The organism is Lentzea californiensis (genome assembly GCF_024648825.1).
In the GTDB taxonomy this organism is placed as follows: Bacteria; Actinomycetota; Actinomycetes; order Mycobacteriales; family Pseudonocardiaceae; genus Lentzea; species Lentzea californiensis.
The window spans coordinates 415,370-440,999 of sequence record NZ_JANBBE010000003.1; the positions used below are offsets into that span (position 1 = coordinate 415,370).

Consider the following 25,630-nt stretch of genomic DNA (forward strand, 5'->3'; position numbering starts at 1 on the left):
CTAATGCATCTGCACGTCCGGCTGCAGCCCTCCAGCCGGCTGGTACGGCCGGTAGGTGACCTGCCTGCCGTCCATCACCACCTCGACCTCGACGGTGTCGGGGAACGGCGGGCCCATCGGCCGCAGCAGCACCGGCTCGTGGCCCTCCTGGTGGATCCGGACGTTGACGTTCTGCTGCGTCGCGATCAGGTGTCCGAGCAGGTCACGGGCGTTGGTCCAGCCGCTGTTCTCGGCGGCGTCGGCGTGCATGTGCCAGTTCTGGTTCTCCACCAGCGCCCCGTACAGGTGGCCCTGGTGCATCGGCCTGCCGACGGAGTAGTCCGCCACGGCCTTGGTCACGGCCTGGTGACCGGCGGCCAGCCCGACGACCTGCCGGCGCAGCGTCACCGGATCGACCCCGCGGGCCTGGCCGACGACCGCGTACAGGCCGTTGGCGGTGACCGGCGGCGTGGGCTGGCGGACCAGCAGGTCCTCGTTGAGGAACCGCAGCTGACGGCGCGCGGTGCTCACGTGGTCGGACGCCACCAGCCCGTGGGCCGCGACGACCTTCTGGTCCTTCTGGATGCCCGCCTGCAGCTGCTCGAACGGCGCGGGCATCGGTGCGGACACCGCCGGGTTCATCCGGTTCTTCTGCGGCGCGCCGAGCTGGGTCTTGACCTTGGCCGGCGGGTTCCACGTGGTCGTGGTCTGCCCGTTGGCCGGGGGCAGGAACGGCTCCACGGTCGAGTGCGGCCCGGTGGCGAGGCGTTCGCGCTCGTCGGCGAACTTGGTGCCCGCCTTGGAGGACTTGCCGTCGAGGAACCGCTCCGACACGTTCGGCAGCGCGGTGTGCGACTGCGGCAGCTTGCCGTCCTTGATCAGCCCGTAGGCGATCCTGGACAGGTCGGTGCCGGTGTCGCCCGCCACGAAGTCGGTCGTGAACGCCTGGCCGCGCACCGGGTGCCGGTTGTTCTGGACGTCCACCTTGGCGCGTTCGGTGGCGGCGTCCATGTCCGCGGCGTCGGCCGGGGTGTGCAGCTTGGCGAGCTCCGCGGCGTAGAACCGGTTGAGCGACTGGCCCAGCTGCCCGAACTCCGCCTGGCCCTCGCCGAAGCGCACCTTCGGCTCCGCCAGCGGCACGAGGCCGTCGACGAACAGGTTCGGCTCCGGCGTGTAGGGCAGCAACGGGTGGATGCCCTGCTGGTTGCGGCGCGCCTGCATGTCCGCGTCGATCACCTGCACGAACCGTTCGTGGAAGTCCGGCTCGGCGAGTTTCGCCCGCAGGGCCTCCTTCTGCGCGTCCGTGGTCTTCGAGTCGCCGTCGATGCGCGCGAGGACGTCGGCGTGCAGCTGCTCCGGAGTGACGGCGACCCGGTATCCGCCGCCGATCATCAGCGGCCGCGACGGGTCGCCGGCGTCGTCGCCGACCGTGCCGTCGACGAGCTGCGTGACGTGGTCGAAGACGTGCCCGCCCTGCCGCGTCGTGCGGTCGCCCGCGTCGAAGTCCATGACCGCGACGTACGGGTGCGTGCCGGTGGCCGCCAGGGCGGTCACCGCGAACACGTGCGCGTCGCTGTCCAGCGTGGCGTTGCGGGTCTCGCCGAACTTGAAGCCCTTGGGGCCGTGCGGAACGCTCACCAGCGCGACCGGTTCCGCGCGGCCGTTCACCGCCGGGGTCGCGGCGGCGATCCCGGCGTCGATCTCCGCCTGCGTCGCGCCGTTCACGCCGAGCACGAACGCCACACGGCCGTCCATGTCCTGCGTGCCGGCCATGACGCCGTCGATCACATTGTCGAGCTGGTCGAGCTCGCTCGCCCGCACGATCATGCTGACCACGAACGACGGCTTCTCGTTCGCGTCGATGCTCTCCTGCGTCCGCCGCAGGTAGTTCTCCGCGGTGATCTGCGTGAGCGGGTGTCCCTGTGCCAGGTTCTCGTAGGCCGAGTTGTGCACGCCGTTCTCGTTGAACGGCGTGGCCTCCGGCTCGGTCATCTCGACCTCGGTGTCCTCGATGGACAGCTCGGCGAGGTCCTCGCGGGTGCGCTTGACGGCGTCCCCGGCCGGGTCGGCAGGCAGGTGCTCGTTGCCGCGCTTCGGCATGTTCGGCGGAGGCAGCTCGGAGCGTTCGTCCGCGGTGGGCTGCGGCGGGTTGTGCGTCTGCAGCGCGGCCATCCGGTCGGAGACCAGCTGCAGGTGGCGCGGCTTGAGCCTCGCGTCCGCCGCGTCGATGCCCTGCGTCATGGGGGAGTTGTCGTTGACGACGCGTCCCCTGCCGTCCTGGTGCTGGAAGATCGGCTTGACGTCGCCGGTCTCCAGGTACTCGTCGCGCAGGCCGAGGAAGTGCCCGACCTCGTGCGCCAGGCGCCGCGAGTCGGTGTCCGCCGGCCAGGTGAGCTGGTTGGCCCGCGCGCCGGGCTCGTTCGTGACGTTGACCGTGGCGTGCGCGTCGGCGGGGTTGTCGGTGAACTCGACCGTGACGTGGAACTGCTCGCCGTCGGGCAGCTTGTAGCCCTGGTTGAAAAGCTCCTCGACACCCGCGCGGGTGCGGTCCTGGACGTCGGCGGTGCCGTTGTTCAGGTGCAGCCGGACGGTGAAGTCGCGCACCGGTACGCCGTCGACGTCCAGCACGCGGTTGTCGTAGGCGATCGGGCCGCGCCAGGCCTTCATGGAGATGCCGTGCGGGCCGACCTTGGTGGAGTCGAGGACACCGCCGTCCTCGCCGCGCACCCAGCTGGTGGCCGGGGTCGTGGCGCGGACGTCCGCGATCGCCTGTGAGGACACGGGGTTCTGCGGATCGAACCACGCCGCACTGGTCTCCGTGCTGTGCAGTGGGCTCGGGTCGGCCGGCGGCGTGTGGGACACGGGCGCGTCCACCGGGGGAGCGGACGGCGCCGGGTCGTCGTCGACCATGCCGTCGCCCTGCAGGTGCTGCTTGAGCTCGGTGACCAGCTCCGGCGTCACCTCGACGCCCAGCGCCGCGCCGAGTTCCGCGCTGTTGTCCGTGACGGCCCGGGTGAAGGCCTCGGGGCTGACGAGCCCGTCCGGGACGAGCATCGACTTGGCCAGCACCTGGTGCACCCAGAGCGCCTGGCTGTAGGAGTCGGGGCCGTAGACCGCGATCTCACCGATCGAGTCGGACAGCGGCGGCGCGCCCATCACGTCGACGAGCGCGGTCTCCTGGGCGAAGTTGAACGCCCGGTTGTAGCCCTTCTCGTGGTTGAAGATCTCGGAGGCGATCTTGGCGGGGTCCGCCGCGAACGTCGGGCTGCCCTCGAGGGTGTTCCACAGCTGGTGCGACCAGTCGTCGAACTTCCCGGGGCCGTGCTCGCCGGCGAACGCCTCGATCTGCTCGCTCTCGATGACCGGCCGCTTGAACTCCTCGTTGAACGCCCTGGTGACGGCCTCCAGGCCGTGCTGGTCGATCAACGCCGCGACCTCGCCGGAACGGGAGTGCAGGACCACCGAGGCACGCAGCAGGTCCAGGCCCGCCTTGTGGTCCAGGTACTTCTGCGGGTTCCCCTTGAACTCCGCCTCCACCTGCTTCATCAGCGGGCCGGCGTTCTCCATGGCGTCGTCGGTCAGCGCCACGAGCTGCTTCTCGGCCTCGGGACGCGGTGCGGGAGCCGACGGCGGCACGGGCTCGGCGGCCGGTGCCGGATCGTCGTCCACCATGCCGTCGCCCTGCAGGTGTTCCTTCAGCTCGGTGATCAGCTCCGGCGTCACCTCGACGCCCAGTGCCGCGCCGAGTTCCGGGCTGTTGTCGGTGACGGCCTGGGTGAACGCCTCGGGGCTCACGATCGCGTCGGACGGGATGACCTTCGCGTCGCCCAGCACCTTCTGCACCCAGAGCGCCTGGCTGTAGGAGTCGGTGCCGTAGAGCGGGGTGGTCGCGATGGAGTCCGCGAGCGGCGGCGCGCCGACCAGGTCCGCGAACGCCGTCTCCTGCGCGAAGTTCGTGCCGCGGTTGTAGCCCTTGTCGTGGTTGAAGACCTCGGCGGCGACCTTGTCCGGGTCTGCGGCGTAGGACGGCGTGTTGCCGATGGTGTCCCACATCCGGTGGGCCCAGCCGTCGAACGCGGTCCGGCTCTCCGGGGTGCTGAGGTCACCGAACTGGGCCAGCTGCGCCGTCTCGATGATCGGGCGGCCGAACTCCTTGTTGAACGCCCGCGCGACCTTCTCGACGCCGTGCCGCTGGATCAGCGTGGCGACGTCGGCGGTCCTGGTGTCGAGCACGACCGAGGCCCGCAGCAGGTCGAGACCCGCCTGGGACTGCACGTACCTGCCGGAGTCGGAACTCAGCGCCGTCTCCACCTGCCTGGCGAGCGGCGAGGCGTTCGTCATCGCGTCCGCCGTCAGCGCCTTGAGGTGGCTCGCCACCACGACGTCCGGCACGCTCGCCGGCGCCTGCGTGCCGATGCCGGTGTCGGCGGTGCCGGTGGTGGAGGGCGCGTTCGGCGGCTGCGGTGCCGAACGGGTGCTGGTCGCGGAGACCATGCCCTGCTCCTGCAGTTCCGCGGTCAGCTCGGCGATCTTCGCGTCGGTCAGCGTGACCTTCAGCGCGTCCCCGAGCACCCCGCGGTTGTCCGTGACCGCCTGGGTGAACACCTCGGAGCTGACGACCTGGCGCGGCGGGATGACCTGCGCGTTGCCGAGGACCGTCTGCACCCACATCGCCTGGTCGTCGAGGTCCGTGCCCCAGACCGCCGTGTCGGCGATGGCCTCGGTCAGCGCCGGCGGCGGGATGATCTCGGCGAGGGCGGCGTCCTGGGCCATGTTGAACCCGCGGTTGTAGCCCTTGTCGTGGTTGAAGAGGTCCGCGACCTTGTCCGCGTCGGCCTTCAGGGCGTCGGACTCCCGGACGGTGTTCCACAGCTGGTGCGCCCACTCGTCGAACTTGGCGCGGTTGCCCGGGTCGCCCAGGTCGGCGAACTGCGCGAGCTGCGCGTCCTCGACGTAGGGCCGCTCGAACGCCTTGTTGAACGACGCCGCGACCTCGTTCACGCCGTGCGTCGTGATCAGCTCGGCGATCTGGTCGGTCCTGGTGTCGAGCACGACCGAGGCGTGCAGCAGGTGCAGGCCGGCCTCGGACTGCACGAACCTGCCTGGGTCGTCCTTCAGCCTGGCCTCGACGGACTTCGCGAAGTCCGGGGCGTTCGCCATCGCGTCGGCGGTCAGCGCCTCGATCCGGTCGTCGACCTCGGTCCGCGCCGGAGCGCTGCCCGACTCGTCCACAGTGGACGGAGCGGGAGGCTGCGGTGCCGGACGGGTCTGCACCTCACCGCTCGACGAGGCCTCGCTGGACGAGGACGCCTCGGCGGGCGGCGCGGACCTGGACACCGGGGGAGCCGGAGGGGCGGGCGGGGGCGGCGGAGCGGACGACGCCGTGGTCGTCGACGCCGGGGTGTTGAACTCGGCGATCTTCTGGTCGACCGCCGCCTTCCTGTCCCACCACTCCTGCTGCCGCCGGTCGGCCTCCCTGCGGGCGTCGTTGAGCTTCGTCTCGGCGTCCCTGACGAGGGCTTCCTGCTCCGCGCGGCCGGTGGCGATCCGGTCGGCGGCCTGGTCGTGCGCGGCCTTGGCGGCGAGGCGGTCGGCCTGAGCCTGCGCCACCACCTGCTCCTGCACGAGGACGTCCGCACGCCGGGCGGTCGCTTCCGCCCGCAGGCCGCCGATCGCGGCGTTGGCGGCGTCCAGCTCGCGCTGGGCCTCCCGCATCGCGGTCTGCGTGTCGCTGAACGTGCTCTCCGCCGTCCTCAGCGCGGACTGGGCGTCCGCGCGCGCCTTGCGCGCGGTGTCGACCTGGCCCTGCAGTGCGGCGTTGTCCGGCGCCGCGGCGAGCCGGTCCTCGAGCCCCTTCAGCGTCTTCGCCTTGGCCTCGACGTCCGACTTCGCGTCGTCCAGCTCGAACTGCGCGGTCATCGCGAGCGCCCCGAGGGCACCGACCTTGGGAGACAGCTCGTTGATGGCGTCGAGCGTGCGCGCGGCCTCCAGACGGGCGGTCTCCGCCTTGGCCTCCAGGTCCGCGAGGGTCGCCTGCTCGGCGAGGTGCGCCTCGATCGCGTTGTTGTAGTCGATCTGGGCCGGGGTGAAGGCGAAGTCGTTCCTGGCCGACACCGCGGCCGAGGTGTTGATCACCTGCTGCGCCTCGTGCCGCCGGGTGTCGACGTCGACCTCCGCGGTGCGCCAGGCGTCCGCGGCGGACTTGACCTCGGCCTGGGCGGCCGTCAGCTCGGGGCTGAGGTCCTTGCCCAGCACGGACTGCGCGTCCGCGACGGGCATGCGGACCGCGGCCGAGTTCGGCACGGACAGGTCGACGACGGCGGTCCTGCCGCCGATCGTGGCGACCACGCGGTACTCGACGCCGAACTGCACCAGGCCGGTCGTGGCCTTCGGCTTGAGGTTGTTGACCTTGTTGTCGGTCTGGCCGCCGGAGTTCGCCGTGGAGTCCTCGGCGGCGTGCCGCAGCTCGACGCCGCTCGTCGCGACCGCGACGTTGTCGCGCGGGTCGGTGTTCTGCTTGATGCCCGCGCCACCGGTCGCGAGACCGACGGACACGTCACCGCTCTCGGTGACCTTCGAGTCCGTGCTGGTCGAGGTGACCTGCGACTTCGGGTTCTCCAGCGCCACACCGTCGCTGAGCGCGTTCAGCGACGGGTCGACCAGCTTGGCGTAGACCTTGACGTCCGCGTCCTGCCCGAACGTCAGCGCGGCCTCGTGCAGGCCCGGCACGCTCAGCGGGCCGGACAGCATCGACGGCAGGTGCGGCTGCAGGTTCTCCGGGCTCAGCGTGGACAGCAGGCTGTTGAGCGAGCCGGTGCCCTTGCCGGTCAGGCCCTTCCCGGCGCCCGCCTCCTTGAGCGCGTCGATCGCCGCCGCGCGCAGGTCCTGGGTGCCGCGCAGGTTCTCCACCGACGCGCCCGCCGGGAGCGCGGGAGTGCTGCCCTGGCGCCAGTCCGTGACGGCCTGCGCGGTGCCCTGGCCGGCGCCACGCGAGTGCTGCTCCTTGGTGTAGGGCTGCGGTGCGGTCGCGCCGCCGACCTTCTGGTTGTCCGCGTGCAGGCGGACGGTCATCTCCTGCGGGCCGCTCTTGGCCTTCGCGATCTCCTTGTCGCCCTTTTCGACGACGAGCTCGAACTCGATCGGCACGCTGTAGCGCGCCGCCGGTCCGCTGCCCGCGCGGAAACTCGCGAACTGGTCGGTCGTCGAGGTGCTGACCGAGCTGCTCTTCGACTGGCCGATGTTCGCCGCGGCCGCCACGCCGGCGGTACCGGAGACGTTCGGGTTCGCGCTGCCCGGCGCGGCGAGTCCCGGTGCCTTCAGCCCGAGAGCCCAGCCGGTGCCGCGGCCCTGGCCGTCGGTGACCTTGTGCGAGCCGGAGATCGTCGATTCCATCTCGACGCCGTCGTTGACGACGTTCTGGAACTGCGGCGTGCCCGCCTTGGCCCGCAACGTGACCTGGTAGGAGTCCTTGCCGAACGTGCCGGGCTGGTGCACCAGCAGCGGCACACCGCCGTCCAGCGCGCTGTCGATCATCGCCTTGACGCTGGCCGGCGAGCTGAAGTCGACCAGGCGCTGCAGGTTGCTCATCGAGTCGTCGAGCACCGAGTCCGGCAGCAGTGAACCGCCGAAGCGCTTCGTCGTCTTCGAGTTGACCTGCTCCGACAGCTTGGCGACCACGTCCGTCAGGTCCGGCACGCTCTCCACAGTGGACAGACCGAGCGCGCCCGGCTCGTCCTTCGCCACCGTCGCCGGCGGCGCCATCTCCGGGAAGTCCGGCTTGTCCACGTCCGGCTGCACGTCGGGCAACAGGCCCATGTCCCGCGCGACGTCCTCGGTCACCCGCACGAACACGGAGTTCGGCAGGGTCACGGTGGCGCCCTCGGACCTGGGCGTGCTGCCGCGCAGGAAGTTCGCCGCCCGGCTCTCGCCGACCACGGTGACGTCGGCGTCGAGCTGCACCAGCACGGTGCGGCCGCCCGCGGGCGTCACGTGGTTGCGGTCGTGGCTGCCGCCGACCTCCTTGCCCGACGACTTCGAGTCGGACCACGGCGTGATCTTGCCGGCCACCGCTACGCCACCGGCACCGCTGGCGGGCGTGGGCTCACCGGCGGGCGGGGCGGGGTCGTTCGGCTTGATCGGCACGTTGATGCCGCCGGTGATGTCGACCGCCCTGCCGGTGGACGACGACTGGGCCGCCTTGTACCCACCGGTGCTGGCGTTCTCGGTGGCGGTGTTGTCCGAGATGGACACGATCTTCGGGTTGCTCAGCCCGAACTTCACGCCGATCGCGCCGGTCCGGTCGGTGACGCGCCGGTCGTACTTGAGGCCCTGCTCCTGGACGCCGGTCTCGGTCAGCGTGCGCAGGTTCGCCTTGATGTTCTCCGGGGAGAACATCTTGTCGATCTGCGCCCGGGACGCGGTGCCCGGCACGGTGAGCGCCGAGTCGCCGCCCGCCGCGCGGTTGAGCGCGTTGATGGCCTGGTCCCGCAACGCGGTCGTGTTCGCCACGGCCTCCACGTGCAGGAAGTCCGGTGCCTTCTCCCCGGTCCTGGTGCTGAGGAGCTTCTTGACCGACGGCGCGTCCTTCAGCGTCCTCAGCTCCGGCTTGCCGGGCTCGAAACCCTTGCCGGGGTTGGCGTCCAGCGTGGAGCTGTCGGACACCCAGAGGTTGACCTCGCCCTTGATGGGGGCGAGCTTGCCGTCGCCGGTCTTCGCGACCGTGGTCTGCTCCGGCGCGTGGTAACCGGGAGCGCCGGGCACGATCCGCCGCACCCAGGCCCGCGGCCGGGTGAAGGTGGTGATCTCGACCTCGAACTCGACGTCACCGCGGAACACCTGGGCGTTCGGGCTGCCGACGCTGAGCGAGGTGCTGTTGACCGTGGGACCGGCGGTGGTCTTGTCGGTCCACGAGTGGTTGTACTTGACGCCCGCCTGCGGGGTCGGCGTCAGCTTGGCGACGCTGGTCTGGCCGGGGATCGCGACCTTGCCCTCGATGCCGCCGCTCCAGCCCTTGGTGGTGCTGGAGGAGCTGTCGAGCTTCGGGCCGGTCGACGACGCGTCGCGGACGTTGCGCGCGTCGGCCTGACCGAGGTGCTTCGGGTCGGAGACCTTGGCCTTGACCGTGATGTTGACGTAGGTGTTGGTGGACTTGCTGCTGTTCTTCAGCTGCACCTGGACGCCGGGACCCATGAGGCTGTCCATGTTGGTCCGCAACGCCGCGGGGGACAGCTGCGAGGTGAGCCTGCGCTGGTTCGCGAGCTGCTCGGCGACGTCGGCGAAGTTCTTGCCCTTGCCGCTGCGCGGGTTCGCCGTGGTGTCGTTCCAGTTCGGCAGGAACTTCGCGAGACCGGGAACGTCCCGCAGGGCGTCCTCGACCTGCGTCTGGACCTCCGAGGCGACCTCGAACTCGCCGACCTTGGCGTTGCCCGCGGCGATCGCGTCGCCCATGTAGGGCGGCGGGAACTTCGTGCCCTTGTTCGACTCGTCGACGATCTTGGTGCGCGTGCCGTCCGGCGTCGGCAGCCCCATCTGACCCGCCTCGGGCAGGCCGACGCGCAGGTACGTCGTGACGGGGACCTTGACGGTCTTGCCGCTCGGCGTGCGGACCTCGACCTCGGCGGTCACCTTGTACAGGCCCGTGTCGCCCTTGAGCTGGATGCCGCTCTTGTGCGCGGTGTTGATGCCCGCGTTGACGTTCTCCGCGATGCGCGCGGAGTAGCCGGCCGTGACGCCGGCCTGGCCGCCCACCACGTTCGGCAGACCGGCGTTGAAGCCGACGCCGGCGGTGATGTCGCCACCGGACTTGGTCGTCGAGGACACACCACTGCTGTGCGCGGAGGTCTCGTGCAGGCGGAGCTGGCCGGTGCCGAGCGTGCCGACGAGCTGCGCGGTCTGCAGCGTGGCCTTCATCTGCACCGCGGCGCCCTTGCCGGCGTGCGGGCTGATCAGGTCCGGCGACGTCACGTAGGCGCCGCCGAGCATCGCACCGAGGTTGTTGCGGATCTCGGTGGGGCTCAGGAAGTTCTGCAGCGCCTCGCGGCCGGGTGCGCCGATCTTGACGATCGACGGGTGGAGCTCGCGCGCCACCTCGGTGAACGCCTTCGCGGGGTTGTCGACCGACACCGCCTCGGGTGCGGGGTGCTCGAGCTTGGTGCCCCACTTGGCGCCCGGAGGCGTGACCTCGGCGGAGGTGTTGCCCGAGTTGGTGATCGTGGCGAGGTCGTTCGGGATCTGCAGCGTCACCTCGGTGCCGGTGCTGACCGAGGCGACGGGCCTGATCCCGCCGCTGGGGTCGGCCAGCGTGATGTCGTAGGTGACGTTCACGGTGGCCTGCGTCGACCCCTCGCCCGCGCGGATGATCCGCTGGTCGGTGAGCGACGACGACACGCCCTGCGACTGCGCCGGCGTGGCGAACTGCGCCTTGCCGCCGAGCGAGCCGTACGCGCCGAACCCGTTGCTGGCCGTGGCCGCGGCGCCGATGTCGTTGGCCGTCGCGACGGTGTGCGTGGCCGAGGACGAGTTGCCCGACTGGGCGGTCGCGTCGACCTTGACGCCCGGCGCGTCGACCGGGGCGACGTCCGTCTGCGCCTGCATGGTGGCGCGGATGTTCGCCTCGTACCAGGTGTTGCCGATCTTCACCTGGAAGTTGCGGCCCTTGTCCAGGAACGACTCGAAGTCGCCCTTGATCGCCTGCTGGATGCGGGCGGCGTCGGCGGGCTTCAGGTTGTCGATGGCACCCGTGACGTTCTCGGCGCCGCGGACGTCCGTCGGCGCGATCGTGCCCAGCGCCTTGTTGGTCTGGAAGAAGTCCGGCAGTGCCTGCGTGCCCGGCATGACCTGGCCGACGCCCTGCGGCGCGATCACGGTCATCGGGATGACCGGGTTCGGCGTGGAGGACGGCGGTGCCGGCCGCGTCTGCACGTCGGGCTCGGGCTCGGTCCACGCCGGGGCGCCCTGGGTGGACGGCGGCGCCTGCCGGGTCGGTGAGTCGTCGACGTCCATCGCGTCCGGGTCGTGCGGCGCGAAGGTCGACTTGCCGTTCGGGTTCGGCTCGGCCGTCAGGTGCAGCTCGGGAGCGGTCGAGTCGCCGGTGAACGGCTGCAGGGTCGCCGGCGCCTCGCCGGGACGGTGGATGACCACCGGCCGGTCGAGCTGGGTGGCCAGCAGGTGACCGGCCAGGTCCTCCGCCGCACGGGCCTTGACGTTGTCGGCGGCCTTCGCGTCCGCGTCGGCCTGGTCCTGCGCGGCGCGCTCCTGCGCGTCCAGTTCGGCGCCGGGCGTGCCCGTGTTGTCGACCGGGACGTGGGTGTTGCCGTCCTTCGGCTTGAAGCTGTCCGGGATGCGGGTCTGGGGCGTGGGGCCGGGTTCGACGAACGCGTTGACCAGGTGGCCGTTCTCCAGGCCGTGCTGCTGCCGGTACCGCGCGATCTTCGTGGTGATGTCGGTGGACGCGGCCGCGCCCTGGTCGATCGTCTGCCGGCGCAGGTCGCTCGCCGTCTGGACGTCGCCCTCCGAGGCCAGTGCCCGCTGCGCCGCGTCGAACAGGCCGTCCGGGCGCGGTGCCCCCGCGTACGGCAGGACGCCGTGCTCCAGCATGCCGAACGTGCGCGTGACGTTGCTGTTGTTGTCCGACAACGCCAGACCGACCATCGCGGCCATCTTCTGCTGCTTGGTCCTGGCGTCGATCGGCGGCAGCGCGGCTTCCTTGGCCGCCTTCTCCGCCTTCTTCAGCGCCGCCTTGGCCTTCTTCTCCTCGGGCGAGAGTGCGGGCGCCTTGCCCTTCCTGCCGCCCGTGGCCTTGGACGGACCGGCGGTGGCCGCCGGGGTCTGGGGAGGCAGTCCCGCGTCGATGCCGGACTGACCGGCGCCCAGCTTGATGTCGGCCGAGATCGCCTGGTTGAGCGTGTTCTTGTCCTGCCAGCCGAGCTTGCGCGCGTCCCCGTCGCTCGGCGTCCAGCCGCCCTGGGAGGACTGGTGCGTCTGACGGCCCGTGTCCGGGTTCGGGACATACGTGTGCCGCGTGACCTGCTCGGGCTCGCGCAGCGCGTGCGACTTGTCCTGGAACTCCCTGCGGATCGTCGTCGGGGAGGTGCCCTCCTTGGCCGCCTTCGCCTCGACGCTGGTCTCGCCGCCGAAGAACCGGTTCGGGACGGTGCCGAGGTCGACGTGCGACTGGGGCCAGGAGGTGCCCTTGTCTTTGGCGAAGCCGAGCGCGATGCGGGACAGGTCGGTGCCCACCGCCCCGCCCACGAAGTCGTTCGAGAAGTTCTCACCGCGGAACGGGTTGCGGTTGTTCGCGCCGTCGACCGCGGCACCGGACTGGATGTCGGCGATGCGGGTGGCCTTGTCGGGCTGCGCGACGGACTGGGCCGCGTGGATCTCGAAGATCTCGTTGGCCGCGAACTGGTTCATCGACTTGCCGAGGCCGTTGAACTCCGCGTCCTCCTTGCTGAACTTGACGCTGGGGTCGATCAGCGGGACGACGGCGTCGACGAACAGGTTCGGCTCGGGGGAGTACGGCAGCAACGGGTTCACGCCGGCCTGCCGGACCCGCGCGTCCATGTCGTCGCGGATCGCCTGCTCGAACTTCTCGACGAAGTCGGGCTTGGCGAGCTCTGTCCTGGCCGTCTCGAGCTCGGTGCGCTTCTTGTCGATGTCGGACTGCCGCTTGTCGAGCGACTCCTGGGCCTTCTGGAGCTTCTCGCCGGTGAGCTTGTGCTTGCCGCTGTCGACCTTGGCCCGGTCGCCGTTCAGCTTCTTCTGCTCGGCGTCGAGCGCCTTGCCCTCCTTGACGATCCGCTGCTCCACCTCGGGCTTGAGGTTCGCGACGTCACCGACCCGGTAGCCGCCCGCGTACATCAGGGGGCGGATCGGGCCGATCTCCGGAGAGGTCATCGACTCGGTGAAGTGGTTGAAGACGTCCTTCTCGTTGCCGGTCACGAGACGTGAGCCGGTGTCGAAGTCCTGGATCGAGATGTACGGGTGCGTGTCCTTGCCGAGCATCGCGCCCACGGCGAACTTGTTGGCGGTGCTGTTCATCGTGTTGTTGCGCATGTCCCCGTACGGGAACTTGGCCTTCGGTGCCGACGGCGCGGGCGGCAGCTGCACCAGCGCGATCGGCTCCGTGCGACCGGCGATCTTGGCGTTGGCGTTCGCGATGGCCTGTTCGACGGCGGCGTTGTCGGCGGGCTTGCCGTTCACGCCGACCACGAACACCATGTTCTGCTTCAGGTCACCGGCGTCCTTGGTGATCGACTCGATGACCTTGTCGATGCCGTTGACCGGGTCGTTCAGCTGGCCGTGGCCGACGATCATGTTCACGACGAACGACGGCGGCTTCTCCGCGTCGATGCTCTGCTTGAGCTTGCCGATGTGCTCCTGCCTGGTGGGCAGCGGCACGGCGTGCTCCGCGAGCTTCGCGAACGCCTGGTTGTACTGGAAGTCGACCTCGCCGAGCGACAGCTCGTCGAGCCGCGCGGTCAGGTTCTCGACGTCCGCCGAGGACGGACCCGCGACGTTGTCCGGGTCGAACTCGGGACCGTCGTACTTCGTCCTCTTGCCCTGCGGCTCGGCGTCCTGCTCGGTGTCGCTGTCGAGGTCGCTGAGCTCGCTGTCGCTGTCCACCGGCCGCTCGACGCGCTTCGGCTGGGGCCGGGTGTCACCGTCGGGCGTGGTGCCCGGGGTGCCGCTCGGCTGTGCGGTGGCCGGTCCGGGCGTGTCCAGCCTGGTGTCGGGCACCATGACCTGGCTGTTGGCGGTGCGCTCGACCAGCCACAGGTGGCGCGGGCGCAGGCCCGGCTCCTTGCCGTGGACGTCGGCGCCCATCATGCCGCCGTCGTCCTTGTGCACGCCCGAGTTCGTGTCGTGCTGCTGGAACACCCGCGACTTGTCGCTGTACTCGTCCGGGATGCCGAGGTAGTGCAGCGTCTCGTGGGCGAGGACCTCGGGGCTGGTGTTCGGGTTCCAGTGCGTCTGGTCGACGTTGGGGTTCTTCGGGTCGACCTTGATGCTGGTGTGGGCGTCGGCCTTGTTGTCGGTGAACTCGAGGTTCAGGTGGAACTGGTCACCGCTGGGCAGCCGGTGGCCCTGGTTCAGCAGGTCGTTCACGCCCTTGGCGGCGTTCTCCTTGACCTGCGCGACGACCTCCGGGTGGACCTTCGCGGCAGGGTCGATGTGCACCTTGACGGTGTACTCCTGCACGAAGTTGCCGGGGCTCGTCTCGATGCGCCGCAGGTCGTAGTTGATGAGCCCCTTGTAGGACTTCAGGTTCGACGGCGTGCTGTCGGTGCGGATGTCGTGCACGACGACGTCGACGGTGCGGACGTTCGCGCCGTCACGGCGGTCGACCCACGTCGCCGGGTCCACCGGGTTGGCCGGAGCGAACCAGTCGGCGGTCTTGGCGGGGTCGTGCCGCCACGACTCGTCGGTGATGACGTCCTTGCCCCGGTGGGACTCCGGGGTCGGCGGGACCATCGCGGGCGGCGCACCGCCGGCGCGGACCTTCCTCGGCGGCGCGTCGCTCCTGGTGTCGGTGGCCTTGGTGTCCGCGGGAGCGGGACGCGACGAGCTCGTCTCGGCCCCGCTGCGGCTGGTCTCCGCGACGGACGAGTCCTGCGGCGGCAGCGACGGCGAGTTGGTGTCGGCGGTGGTGTTCGTGGTGTCCGCGGGAGGCGCGGGTGGGGTCTGCGGGGTGGCGTTGAACGAGTCGACCTCGTTGTCCACCTTGGCCTTGGCGTCCCACCACTTCTGCTGCTTGGCGTCGGCGTCGCGCCGGGCCTCGTCGAGCTTGGTCTCCGCGTCCTTGATGGCCTTCTCGGCCGCGGTCTGCTCGGCCACGATCTTCTGGCGGGCGTCCTCCGCGGCGGTGCGGGCGGCGTCCGCCTCGGCGGCGACCTGCTTCTGCGCCTGCAGTTCGGCGCGGGCGTCGGCCGCGGCCTGCCGGTCGAGGTCGAGCTGTGCGCGCGCGTCGTCGACTTGCTGCTGGGCGTCGGTCAACGCGGTGTGCGCCGCGTCGGCCTCCTGCGTGAGCCGGTCGATCTCCGCCTGGGGCGCACCGTTGGCCTTCGCGTCCTCGAGCGCGTTGGTGGACACCTGGGCGTCCTGGCTCAACGACGTGACCTGGGCGTTGACGTCCTTGATCGTGGCGCGGGTGCTCGCCGCGTCCCTGATCGCGTTGTCGAACGCCGTCTGCAGCGGGATGACCTTGGCCTCGGCGTCGAGGTGCGTGTCGATCGCCGTGTTCAGGTCCACCGACGCCGCGGCCAGCGGCTGGTCGGTCCGCGCCAGCACGGCCGCGGCCTCGTTGATCCTGTCCTGGGCGTCGTGACGGGCCTTCTCGACGTCCTTCTCGGCGGTCCGCCAGTCGTCGGCCGCCTTCTTGACGTCGGCCTGGGCGTCCTTGAGCGAGTCGCTGAACTGCTGGTTCAGCATCGTCTCGACCTCGGCGGCGGGCATGCGCACGCCGGCCGAACCCGGCACCGTCAGGTCGACGACACCGGTCTTGCCACCGATCGTCGCCACCACGCGGTACTCGACGTCGAACTGCACGAGACCGGTGCGGGACGCGTCCTTGAGCTTGACGTTGGCGCCCTGGGCCTGCGACGGGCCGCCGGACACCGCGGAGGAGTCCTCGTTCGCGTGCCGCAGCTCCACGCCGCCGGTGCCGAAGTTGACGGTGTCGGTCGGGGCGCCCTGCTTGATCGCGGCGCTGCCCTGCGCGAGACCGACGGACACGTCGGCGCTGTCGGCGACCTTGGCCTCGCTGGAGGTCTCGGTGGTCTTCGTGACGAGCGGGTTCTCGATCTTGACGTCGTCGCTGAGGGACCCGAGCTGCGGGTTGACCAGCTTCGCGTAGACCTTGACGTCGGCGTCCTGCCCGAACGTCAGCGCGGCTTCCTTGAGACCCGGCACGTCGAGCGGGCCGGACAGCATCGACGGCAGGTGCGGCTGCAGGTTCTCCGGGCTCAGCGTGGAGAACAGGCTGTTGAGCGAGCCCGTGCCCTTGCCGGTCAGGCCCTTGCCCGCGCCCGCCTCGGTCATCGCCTTCACCGCGGCGTCGCGCAGGTCCTTGGCACCGCGCAGGTTCTCCACCGACGCGGTGGACGGCAGCTGCGAGGCGCGGGTGTCGGCCTGGAACGCGGTCGTCGCGGCCGGGGTGCCGTGATCGCTGCTGCGCTTGCTGGCCGCGGACATGTAGGGCTGCGGATTCCCATGACCCGTGGTCGGCTGGGAGACCTTCTGGTTGTCCGCGTGCGTGCGGACCTTCATCTCCTGCGGGCCGCTCTCGGCCTTCGCGATCTGCTTGGTGCCCTTTTCGACGACGAGCTCGAACTCGACCGGCACGGTGTACTGCGCCGCCGGTCCGCTCGCCGTGCGGGTGTGGCTGAACGACTCGCTCGTCGAGTTCGTGACCGAACTGCTCGTCGACGCACCGACGTTCGCGCCCACGCTGACACCCGCGGTGCCCGAGACCTTCGGGTTCGCGCTGCCCGGCGAGGCCAGGCCCGGTGCGCGCACGCCGACGCCCCAGCCGGTGCCGCGACCCACTCCGTCGCTGTCCTTGCGGGAGCCGCCGGCGTTGTGCGACATGTCCACGCCGTCGTTGACGACCTGGTCGAACTGCGGCGTGCCCGCCTTGGCCCGCAACGTGACCTGGTAGGAGTCCTTGCCGAACGTGCCGGGCTGGTGCACCAGCAGCGGCACACCGCCGTCCAGCGCGCTGTCGATCATCGCCTTCGCGCTCGACGGCGAGTTGAGGTCGACGATGCGCTGCAGGTTGCTCATCGAGTCCTTGAGGACCGAGTCCGGGATCAGCGGGTCGCTGCCGAACTTCTTGGTCTTCGCGGACAGCTCGGTGGTGAGGTCGTTGACCACACCGGAGAGGTCCGGCACGGACTCCACGTTGGACAGACCCAGAGCGCCGGGCTCGTCGGGCGCCACCGTCGACGGCGGCGCCATCTTCGGGAACTCCGGCTTCTGCACGCTCGACTCGACCTTGGGCAACGCGCCCAGGTCGCGTGCGACGTCCTCGGACACCCGCACGAACACCGACTTCGGCATGTCCACCGTGACGCCCTCGGCGTTCGGCGTGCCGCCGTGCAGGAAGTTCCCGGCGCGGCTCTCACCGACGATGGTGAACTCGGCGTCGATCTGGACCAGCACGGTCCGCGCCTCGCCGGGCGTGGTGCGGCCGCGGTCGACGGTGCCGCCGATCTCGTTCGACGTGGTCTTGCTGTCCGACCACGGCGTGATCTTGCCGGTCACCGCGGCACCGCCGGACCCGCTGGGCTGCGAGGGGGTGCCGGCGGGCGGCGGGGTGACGTTCGGGCGCACCGGCACGTTGATGCCGGCGGTGAGGTCGACCGACCGGCTGGTCGTGGACGACTCACCGGCCTTGTAGCCGCCGCTGACCGAGTTGTCCGAGCCGGTGGTGTCCGAAATGGACACCAGCTTCGCCTCGCCCAGCTTCACCGACATGCCGATGGCGCCGGACCGGTCGGTGACGCGCCGGTCGTACTTGAGGCCCTGCTCCTGCACACCGGTCTCGATGAGCCGCTGCAGGTTAGCCTTGATGTTCTCCGGGGAGAACATCTTGTCGATCTGGGCGCGCGACGCGGTGCCCGGCACGGTGAGCGCCGAGTCACCGTTCGCGGCGCGGTTGAGCGCATCGATCGCCTGGTCCCGCAACGCGGTCGTGTTCGCGACCGCCTCCACGTTGAGGAACTCCGGCGACTTCGGCCGGGCGTCCTTCGGGTTCAGCAGGTCCTTGACGGTCGGGGAGTTCTCGAGCTGCGTGGGCTTGGGGTCACCGGGCTTGAAGCCGTCGCCCGGGTTGTTGTCCAGGGTGGCGCCGTCCGACACCCACAGGTTGACCTTGCCGTCGATCTTGTCGAGGCCCGCGCCGGTCTTGGCGACCGTCGTCACCTCCGGCGAGTGGAAACCGGGCGCGCCGGGCACGAGGGTACGCACCCACGTGCGGGGCCGGGTGAAGCTCGTGATCTCGACCTCGAACTCCACGTCGTTCGAGAAGACCTGGGAGTCCGGGCTGCCCGCGTTGGACGACGTGCTGGACACCGCCGGGCCGGCCGAGGTCTTGTCCGTCCACGAGTGGCTGTAGGACACGCCGGCCTGCGGCGTCGGGGTGAGCGAGGCGACGCCGGTCTTGACCGGGATGTTGGCCCTGCCCTGCAGCCCGCCGGTCCAGCCCTTGGTGGTGCTGGTGTTGGCGTCGAGCTTCGGGCCTGTCGTCGTCGAGTCGCTGACCGGGCGCGCGTCCGCCTGGCCGAGGTGCTTCGGGTTGCTGATCTTGGCCTTGACCGTGACGTTCACGTAGGTGTTCGTCGTCTTGCCGGAGTTCTTCAGCTGCACCGAGACGCCCGGACCGAGCAGGCTGTCCATGTTCGCCTTGAGCGCGGCGGGGGAGAGCGTCGCGGAGATCTTGCGCTGGTTCGCGAGCTGCTCGGCGACGTCCGCGAAGCCCTGACCCTTGCTGCTGCGCGGGTTCGCGTCCGGGTTGTTCCAGTTCGGCAGGAACTTCTCGAAGCCGGGCAGCTCCCGCAGCTTGCCCTCGACCTGGCCCTGCACCTTGGTCGCGGGCGCGAACTCGCCGACCTTGGCGTTGCCGGCGGCGAGCGTGTCGGCGACGAACGGCGGCAGGAACTTCTTGTCCGCGGTGGCCGGGTCGGTCGTGGTGTTCCTGGTGCCCTCGGGCGTGGGCAGACCCACGGCACCGGCCTCGTTGAGGCCCATGCGCATGTGGGTGGTGACCTCCATCTTCACGCTGTCACCGGCCGGCGTGCGGACCTCGACCTCGGCCGTGACCTCGTACATGCCGGTCTCGGACTTCACGCCGACACCGGACTTGTGGCTGCTGCTGGACCCGGCGCTCACGCCCTCCGCGGTGCGCGTGGAGTAGGTCGCGGTGGCACCGACCGTGCCGCCGACCTGGCCGGGCACACCGATGTTGCCGCCGAACCCGGCGGTGACGTCGAACCCGGTCTTCGTGGTCGCGGACACACTGCTGCCCCAGGCAGAGGTGTCCTTCAGGTCCAGCGCCGCCTCGGCCGCCGTGCCGACCAGCTTCGCGTCCTTGAGCGTCGCGGTCATCTGCACCGCGCCGCCCTTGCTGGCGTGCGGGCTGATCAGATCGGGCGACGTGACGAACCCGCCGAGCATCGTCGGCAGGTTGTTGCGGATCGAGGTGGGGCTCAGGAAGTTCTGCAGCGCCTCGCGGCCGGGCGAGCCGATCTTCGTGATCGACGGGTGCAGCTTCGCCGCGACGTCGGTGAACGCCTTGCCGGAGTCCTTGACCACCACCGCTTCCGGCACCGCGTTCTCGACCTTGGCGCCCCACTCGGCGTCGGCCGGGGTGACGGAGTTCGAGGACTTGCCGGAGTCGACGATCTTGGTCAGGTCCGTCGGAACCTGGAGCGTGACCCCGCCGTCGACCGTGGTGGACGGCCTGGGGTTGCCGTGCGCGTCGGTCAGCGTGATCTCGTAGGAGACCGGGACGGCGACCTTCTTGGAGCCGTCGTCCGAGCCCTTGATCGCGCGCTGCTCGGTGATCGAGTCGCTGGTCGACTGCGAGACCGCGGGCGTAGCGAGCGCCGCCTTGCCGCCCAGCGAGCCGTACGGGCCCATCGGGACACCGGCCGTCGCCGAGGCGCCGACGTCGTTGGACGTGGAGATGCTGTTCGTCGTGCCCGTGGACGCGGCGGCCTGGAAGTTCTTGTCCACCTTGGTGTCGGCCGCGTCGGTCACGGTCGTGGTGGCGTCCGCGTGCATCTCGGCGCGGACGTTCGCCTCGAACCAGGTGCCGCCGATCTTCACCTGGAAGTTGCGGCCGCCGTCGAGGAACGTCTCGAAGTCGTTCTGCAGCGCGTTCTTGATGCGCGCCTGGTCGTCCGGCTTGAGGCCCTGGACCTCGTTCACGACCGCGTCGGCGCCGCGCACCTCGGTCGGCGTGATCGAGCCCAGCGCCTTGTTGTCCTGGAAGAAGCTCGGCAGGTTCGTGCCCGGGACCTGGCCGACCGGCTGCGGCGCCGTGGTGGTCATCGGGATCGCCGGGTTCGGCGTCGGCTTCGGCGGCGCCGGACGGGTCTCGACCTCGGGGGCCGGACGCGTGTCCGTGCCGGTGTCCTGGTTCGTGCCGGTGGTGGTGCCGGCGTTGGTGTTCGCAGGCGGGGCCGGCTGCGGTGCCGGACGGGTCTGGCGCGTGTCGGTGTCCACCGAACGGTCGGCGACCGGCGCGGGCCTGCTCTTCGACGAGCCGGGCTGGGCCGGCGGCACGTGCGGGCTGTACTTCGTCCTGCCGTTCGGCTGGGGCTCCGCCTCGAGGTGGATCGGCTGGCCCGGCTTCGCGGTCTTGGGCGCCTTGGGTTCGGGCTTGGCCAGGGTCGCGGGCTTCGGCCGTTCGACGAACGGGTCGTGCTGCGTGGACGTGCCGTCGGGGTGGTGGAACACGACGGGACGCTTGAGCTCCGTCGCGAGCACGCGTGCGGCGAGCTCCTCGGCCTTGGCGGCGACCTGGTTGTCGGCCACCTTGGCCGCCTCGGTCGCGGCCTTCTCCTGCGCCTGCTCCTCCGCGGTGGGCTTCGTGCCCTCCGTGCCCCTGTTGTCGACCTTCACCTCGCCGCTGTTCGGCTGGTACTTCGGGTCGATGTCGACGGCCGGCGTCGGGCCGGGCTCGGCGAACGCGTTGACCAGGTGGCCGCCCTGGATGCCGTGCTTCTGCCGGAACTCCGCGATCTGGGCGGTGATGTCCGGTGACGCCGTGGCGGCCTTCTCCGCCGTCTTGCCGCGGAGGTCCTGCGGCAGCGGTGCGGCCTTGCCGGTCGCCTTGCTCTTGCCGGTCGGCGGCTTCGGGCTCATCGCGTCGTGGACGGCCTGGAACATGCCGTCCGGGCGCGGGTCGCCCGCGATCGGCAGGACCTGGTGCTGCAACGCGCCGAACGTGCGCTGCACGTTCGCGTTGTTCTCCGACATGGCGGCGTCGAGCGCCGTGGCCATCTTGTGGTGCTTGGTGTCCGGGTCGACGTCCTCGGTCGGCGTCGTGTCGTCCGTGGTCTCGTCGACGTCGCTCGCGTCGTCGATGTCGGCGTCCTCGTCGATGTCCGCGTCGTTGTCGGCGTCCTGCATCTCGACGTCGGTGCCGGCGCTGCCCGGAACGGGAGAGGTGCTCTGGGGGTCGATGCCGTGGTAGCCGATGCCACCGGGCAGAGGCGCGGAGACCGCCTTGTTGAGGGTGTTCTTCTCCTGCCAGCCGAGCTTCGTCGCGTCCTCGACGGTCGGGCTCCACTCGGTGCCGATCGTCTTGGTCCCGCCGGTCTCGGGATCGAACTGCGTGCCGTGGATCTGGGCGGCCTCGCGCTGTGCGTTGGGCTTGCCGCTGAACTCCTTGCGGATCGACGCGAGGCTCGCGTCCGCCTTGGCCGCCTTCGACGCCTTCGGGGTGTCGCCGCCGAAGAGCCGGTTCGGGACGCCCTTCATGTCCACGTGCGACTGCGGCCAGGACTTGCCGTCGGTCTTCGCGAACCCGAGCGCGAGGCGGGACAGGTCGGTCGCGACCGCGCCGTCGACGAAGTCGTTCTTGAACGTCTCGCCGCGGTACGGGTTGCGGTTCGTCTGGCTGTCGACGTTGATGGCGCTGTCGATCACGTCCTGCGCGGCCGCGTCCTTGACTCCCGGGTCCGCCGCCGCCGCGTTCTCGTTCGCGTTGATCTCGTCGGTGAGCTGCTTGAACTGCGCCATCTCGTGCTGCGTCGGCCGGCGGTTCTCGGCCTTGACGTCGGCGACGAGCCTGGACCGGGCGTCCTTGAGGTCCTGGTTGAACTCCGGCTTGGCCAGCCCGTTGTTGTGGATGTCGCTGAGTTCCTTGCCCGCGAAGTCGTTCATCGACTTGCCGAGGCCGTTGTACTCGGCCTCGCCCTTGCTGAACTTCACGTTCGGGTCGACCAGCGGGACGGCCGCGTCGATGAACAGGTTCGGCTCAGGGCCGTAGGGCAGCATCGGGTTGGCGTTGCCCTGCCGCACGCGGGCGTCCATGTCGTTCTTCATGGCCTGCTCGAAGCGCTGCGCGAAGTCCGGCTGCTTGATCTGGAACTCGGCCTTGGCGAGGTCCTTCTCGAGCTTGGTCTTCTTCTTGCCCTTGAGCTCGGGCAGGTCGTTCTCGCGCTGCTTCTTGATGCGCGACTCGACGTCCTTGACCAGCGCCTCCGGGTCGCCCACGCGGTAGCCGCCGGTGTACATCAGCGGACGCACCGGGCCCGCGTCGGTGTTCATCGAGCCGGCGACGTGGTTGAAGATGTCGGTCTTGCCGTCGGCGACGCGCCGCGAGCCGGTGTCGAAGTCCTGGATGGACAGGTACGGGTGGGTGTCCTTGCCCGACATGGCGCCGACCGCGAACTTGTTGGCGTCACTGCTCATGGTCTGGTTGCGCATGTCGCCGAACGGGAACTTGCCCGTGGCGGGCACCTCCAGCGGCACCAGCGCGATCGGCTCCGGCCGGCCGGCGATCTTCGAGTTGGCCTCGTTGATGGCCGCGTTCATCGCATCGATGTCAGCGGCTTTGCCGTTGACGCCGATGACGAAGACCATGTTGTCCTTGTGCTTGCCCGCGTCCTGGGTGATCGCGTCGATGACGCTGTTGATGTCGGCGTCGGGGTTGTTCGGGTCTGGGTTGTTCAGCGAGCCGTGGCCGACGATCATGTTGACCACGAACGACGGCGGCTTGTTGTTCTCGACGCTGTCCTTGAGCTTGCCGAGGTAGGTGTCCCTGGTGGGGACGTCGATCTTGCCTTCGCCCAGGTTCTTGAACGCGTCGTTGTACTTGGTGTTCGGGTCGATCTGGTCGAGCCGCATGTTGCCCATTTGCTCGGCGAGCGCGTCGACCTGGGAGTCGGTGGTGTTGTCGACCTCCATCGCCGTGTCGCCGTCCACAGTGGACGGAGCGGCTTCCGCCTGGCCCTCGGTGTGCGGCTTCTTGGTCGTCCGTTCGTCGGTCGCGGGGACGTTCACGCCGCCCTCGTCCTCACGGGGGCGCTTCGTCGGTGCGGGCCGCGAGTCGGTGTCGGACTTCGGATCGGACTTCGTGTCCGCGTCCGTGCCGGTGTTCGTGTTCGGGGCGGGCGGCGGCGTCGTGGCGGGGCTGGGCGTGTCCAGCTTGGTGTCGTGCACCACGGTCTGGTTGTGGGAGGTGTTCTCGATCAGCCACAGGTGCCGCGGCCGCAGACCGGGGTCCTTGCTCTTGTCGAGGACGTCGGCGCCCATCATGCCGCCGTCGTTCTGGTGCACACCGGAGTTGGTGTCGTGCTGCTGGAAGACGCGCGACGTGTCCTTGTACTCGTCCGGGATGCCGAGGTAGTGCAGCGTCTCGTGGGCGAGGACCTCGGGGGACGCGTTCGGGTTGAAGTTGTCCTGGTCGGTGTTCGTCTTGGTGTCGCCCACCGTGACCTGGGCGTGCGCGTCGGCCTTGTTGTCGGTGAACTCGACGTTGACGTGGAACTGGTCGCCGCTGGGCATGCGGTGGCCCTGGTTCAGCAGCGAGTCGACGCCCTCGGCGACCTTGGTCTTGAGGTCCTCGACGACCTTCGGGTCCGTGTTCGCACCCGGATCGAGGTGCATCTTGACCGTGTACTCCTGCACGAAGTTGCCAGGGGAGGTCTCGATGCGGCGCAGGTCGTACTTGACGATGCCCTTGTAGGAGTCGACGTTCGACGGGGTGCTGTTCGTCTTGACGTCGGCGACCTCGGTGTCGACCTTGCCGACGTGCGCGTCGGCCCTGCGGTCGGCCCACGTGCTCGGGTCGGCCGGGTCCTTCGGTGCGAACCAGTCCGCGGTCTTCGCCGGGTCGTGCCGCCACGACTCGTCGGTGAGGACGTCCTTGCCCTGGTGGTTCGGCGCGTCCAGCTTGGGCGGCGCGCCACCGCTCTTGATCTTCGGTGGTGCGTCGGTCTTCGGCGCCGGCGCGGGAGGTGCCGGGGGAGCGGGCGGCGGGGTGTTCGAGGGCGGGGCGCCGCGGCTGCCCTGGGGGTCCTGGTTGGTGCCCGGAGCGTTGGTGCCCGGAGCGTTGGTACCTGGAGCGTTGGTGCTGGTGTTCGTGTCGGCCTGGACGTCGGTGGAGTCGTCGACGGCGGGCTCGGTGAGCATGCCCCACTCGGCGAGCTCGTCCTTGATCTCCTGGATCTTGGCGTCGCTGATCGGGCCGAGGACGGTCTCCAGCGTGTGCTTGGTCTCCGGGTTCGAGACGACGTCGACGAACGTGTCCGTGCCGACGGCCTTGTCCTTCGGGACGAGCCCGGCGTTGCCGAGGACGTCGAGCATCCAGGTGCCCTGGGACATCGGGTCGGCGGCCGGCGCGGGCTTCGACTCGACCTCGGTGGACAGCTGCGGGCCGTCCGGGTTGAGCATCGCTTGGAGGGCGGCGTCCTGCGCGAAGTTGGTCGCCCGGTTGTAGCCCTTCTCGTGGTCGAAGATCTCCGACGCGAGGGCGTTGGGGTCGTTGTCGTACTTGGGCGTGTTGTCGATCGTGCCCCAGAGGTTGTGCGCCCAGCTCTCGAAGTTCTGCTTGCCGTTCGCCGGGTCGTTGAACGCTTCGATCTGGGTGCCCTCGATGATCGGGCGGTTGAACTGCTGGCGGAACGCCTCCGCGACGTTCGCCGCGCCGTGCTGCTCGATCATCGCGGAGATCTCCGCGGTCTTCGTGTCGAGCACGACCGACGAGCGCAGCAGGTCGAGGCCTGCCTCGTTGTAGACGAACTTGCCGGGGTTGTTCTCGAGCGCGGCCTCGACGTCCATGGCCTTCGGGCTCGCGTTCTCCATCGCGTCCGTGGTCAGGTCGTCGAGCTGCGACTTGATCTCGGCGACGACCTCCGGGTCGATTCCGGTGTCGGCGTCGGCGTTCGTCGCCGCGTCGGAGTCCTTGTCCCCGTTGCCGCTGTCCTTGTCGCCGTTGTCCTTCGAGTCGTTGCCGGCGTCGTTGTCCGCGGGCGGAGGCGGCGGTGGTGCGTCCTCACCGCGCCCGCGTCCGCCGCCCTGGTCGCCGGTGTCCCTGCCTGAACCGTCTTTGCCCGAACCGCCCTTGTCGTTGCCGTCGGTGCCGGGCTTGCCGTCGGTGTCGGCGTCGGTGTCGCCGGGCGACGTGGGTGCGGGCCGAGTGTCGTCCTTGGCGCCGCCGTCCCTGCTGCCGCCGTCCTTGGGGTCATTGCCCTGGGAGCCGCTGTCCTTCGAGTCGTCCTTGCCGTTGCCCGAGTCGGGGGGACCGTCGTCGTTGCCCTTGTCGTTGCCGCTGCCGTTGCCGGCGGTGTCCGGCTTCGGCTGGGGGTTGTTCTCCGCGACGGCGTCCTTCAGCACGTCCCAGGCCGGCGTGACGCCGGGTTCGACGTCGTGGTCCCTGCGCGGGCGGTCCTGCGGGAACGTGTCCGGGTTCTGGTCGAGGATCTTGTACGACCCGTGCTCGGCGAAGTCGTCGAAGGCCTCGTTGCGGAACGCGTCGCCCAGCGGGTGCCTGAAGGGGATCTCGTGGGTCTCGATGCTGTTCCGGAAGTCCTGGCGGGCGTCCGCGCGGCCGGTGCCGTCGACGTACTGCTCGTAGAGGCCCTGGATCCTCGACCCCGGCTGCGCGGCGGCGTTGATCGTCTTGTTGATGTCGTTGCGG

1 protein-coding gene (only partly in view) is annotated in these 25,630 nt (G+C 70.1%); it reads right to left on the minus strand.

All coding sequences use genetic code 11. The features are described from left to right. A protein-coding gene (locus LX88_RS16335; RefSeq protein WP_258948629.1) for a hypothetical protein crosses the window boundary here: on the minus strand, positions 1-25,630 show its 3' portion. The gene runs 4,178 nt beyond the window's last position; only the last 25,630 of its 29,808 coding nucleotides appear in the window; its start codon lies beyond the right edge, outside the window; the stop codon is at positions 1-3.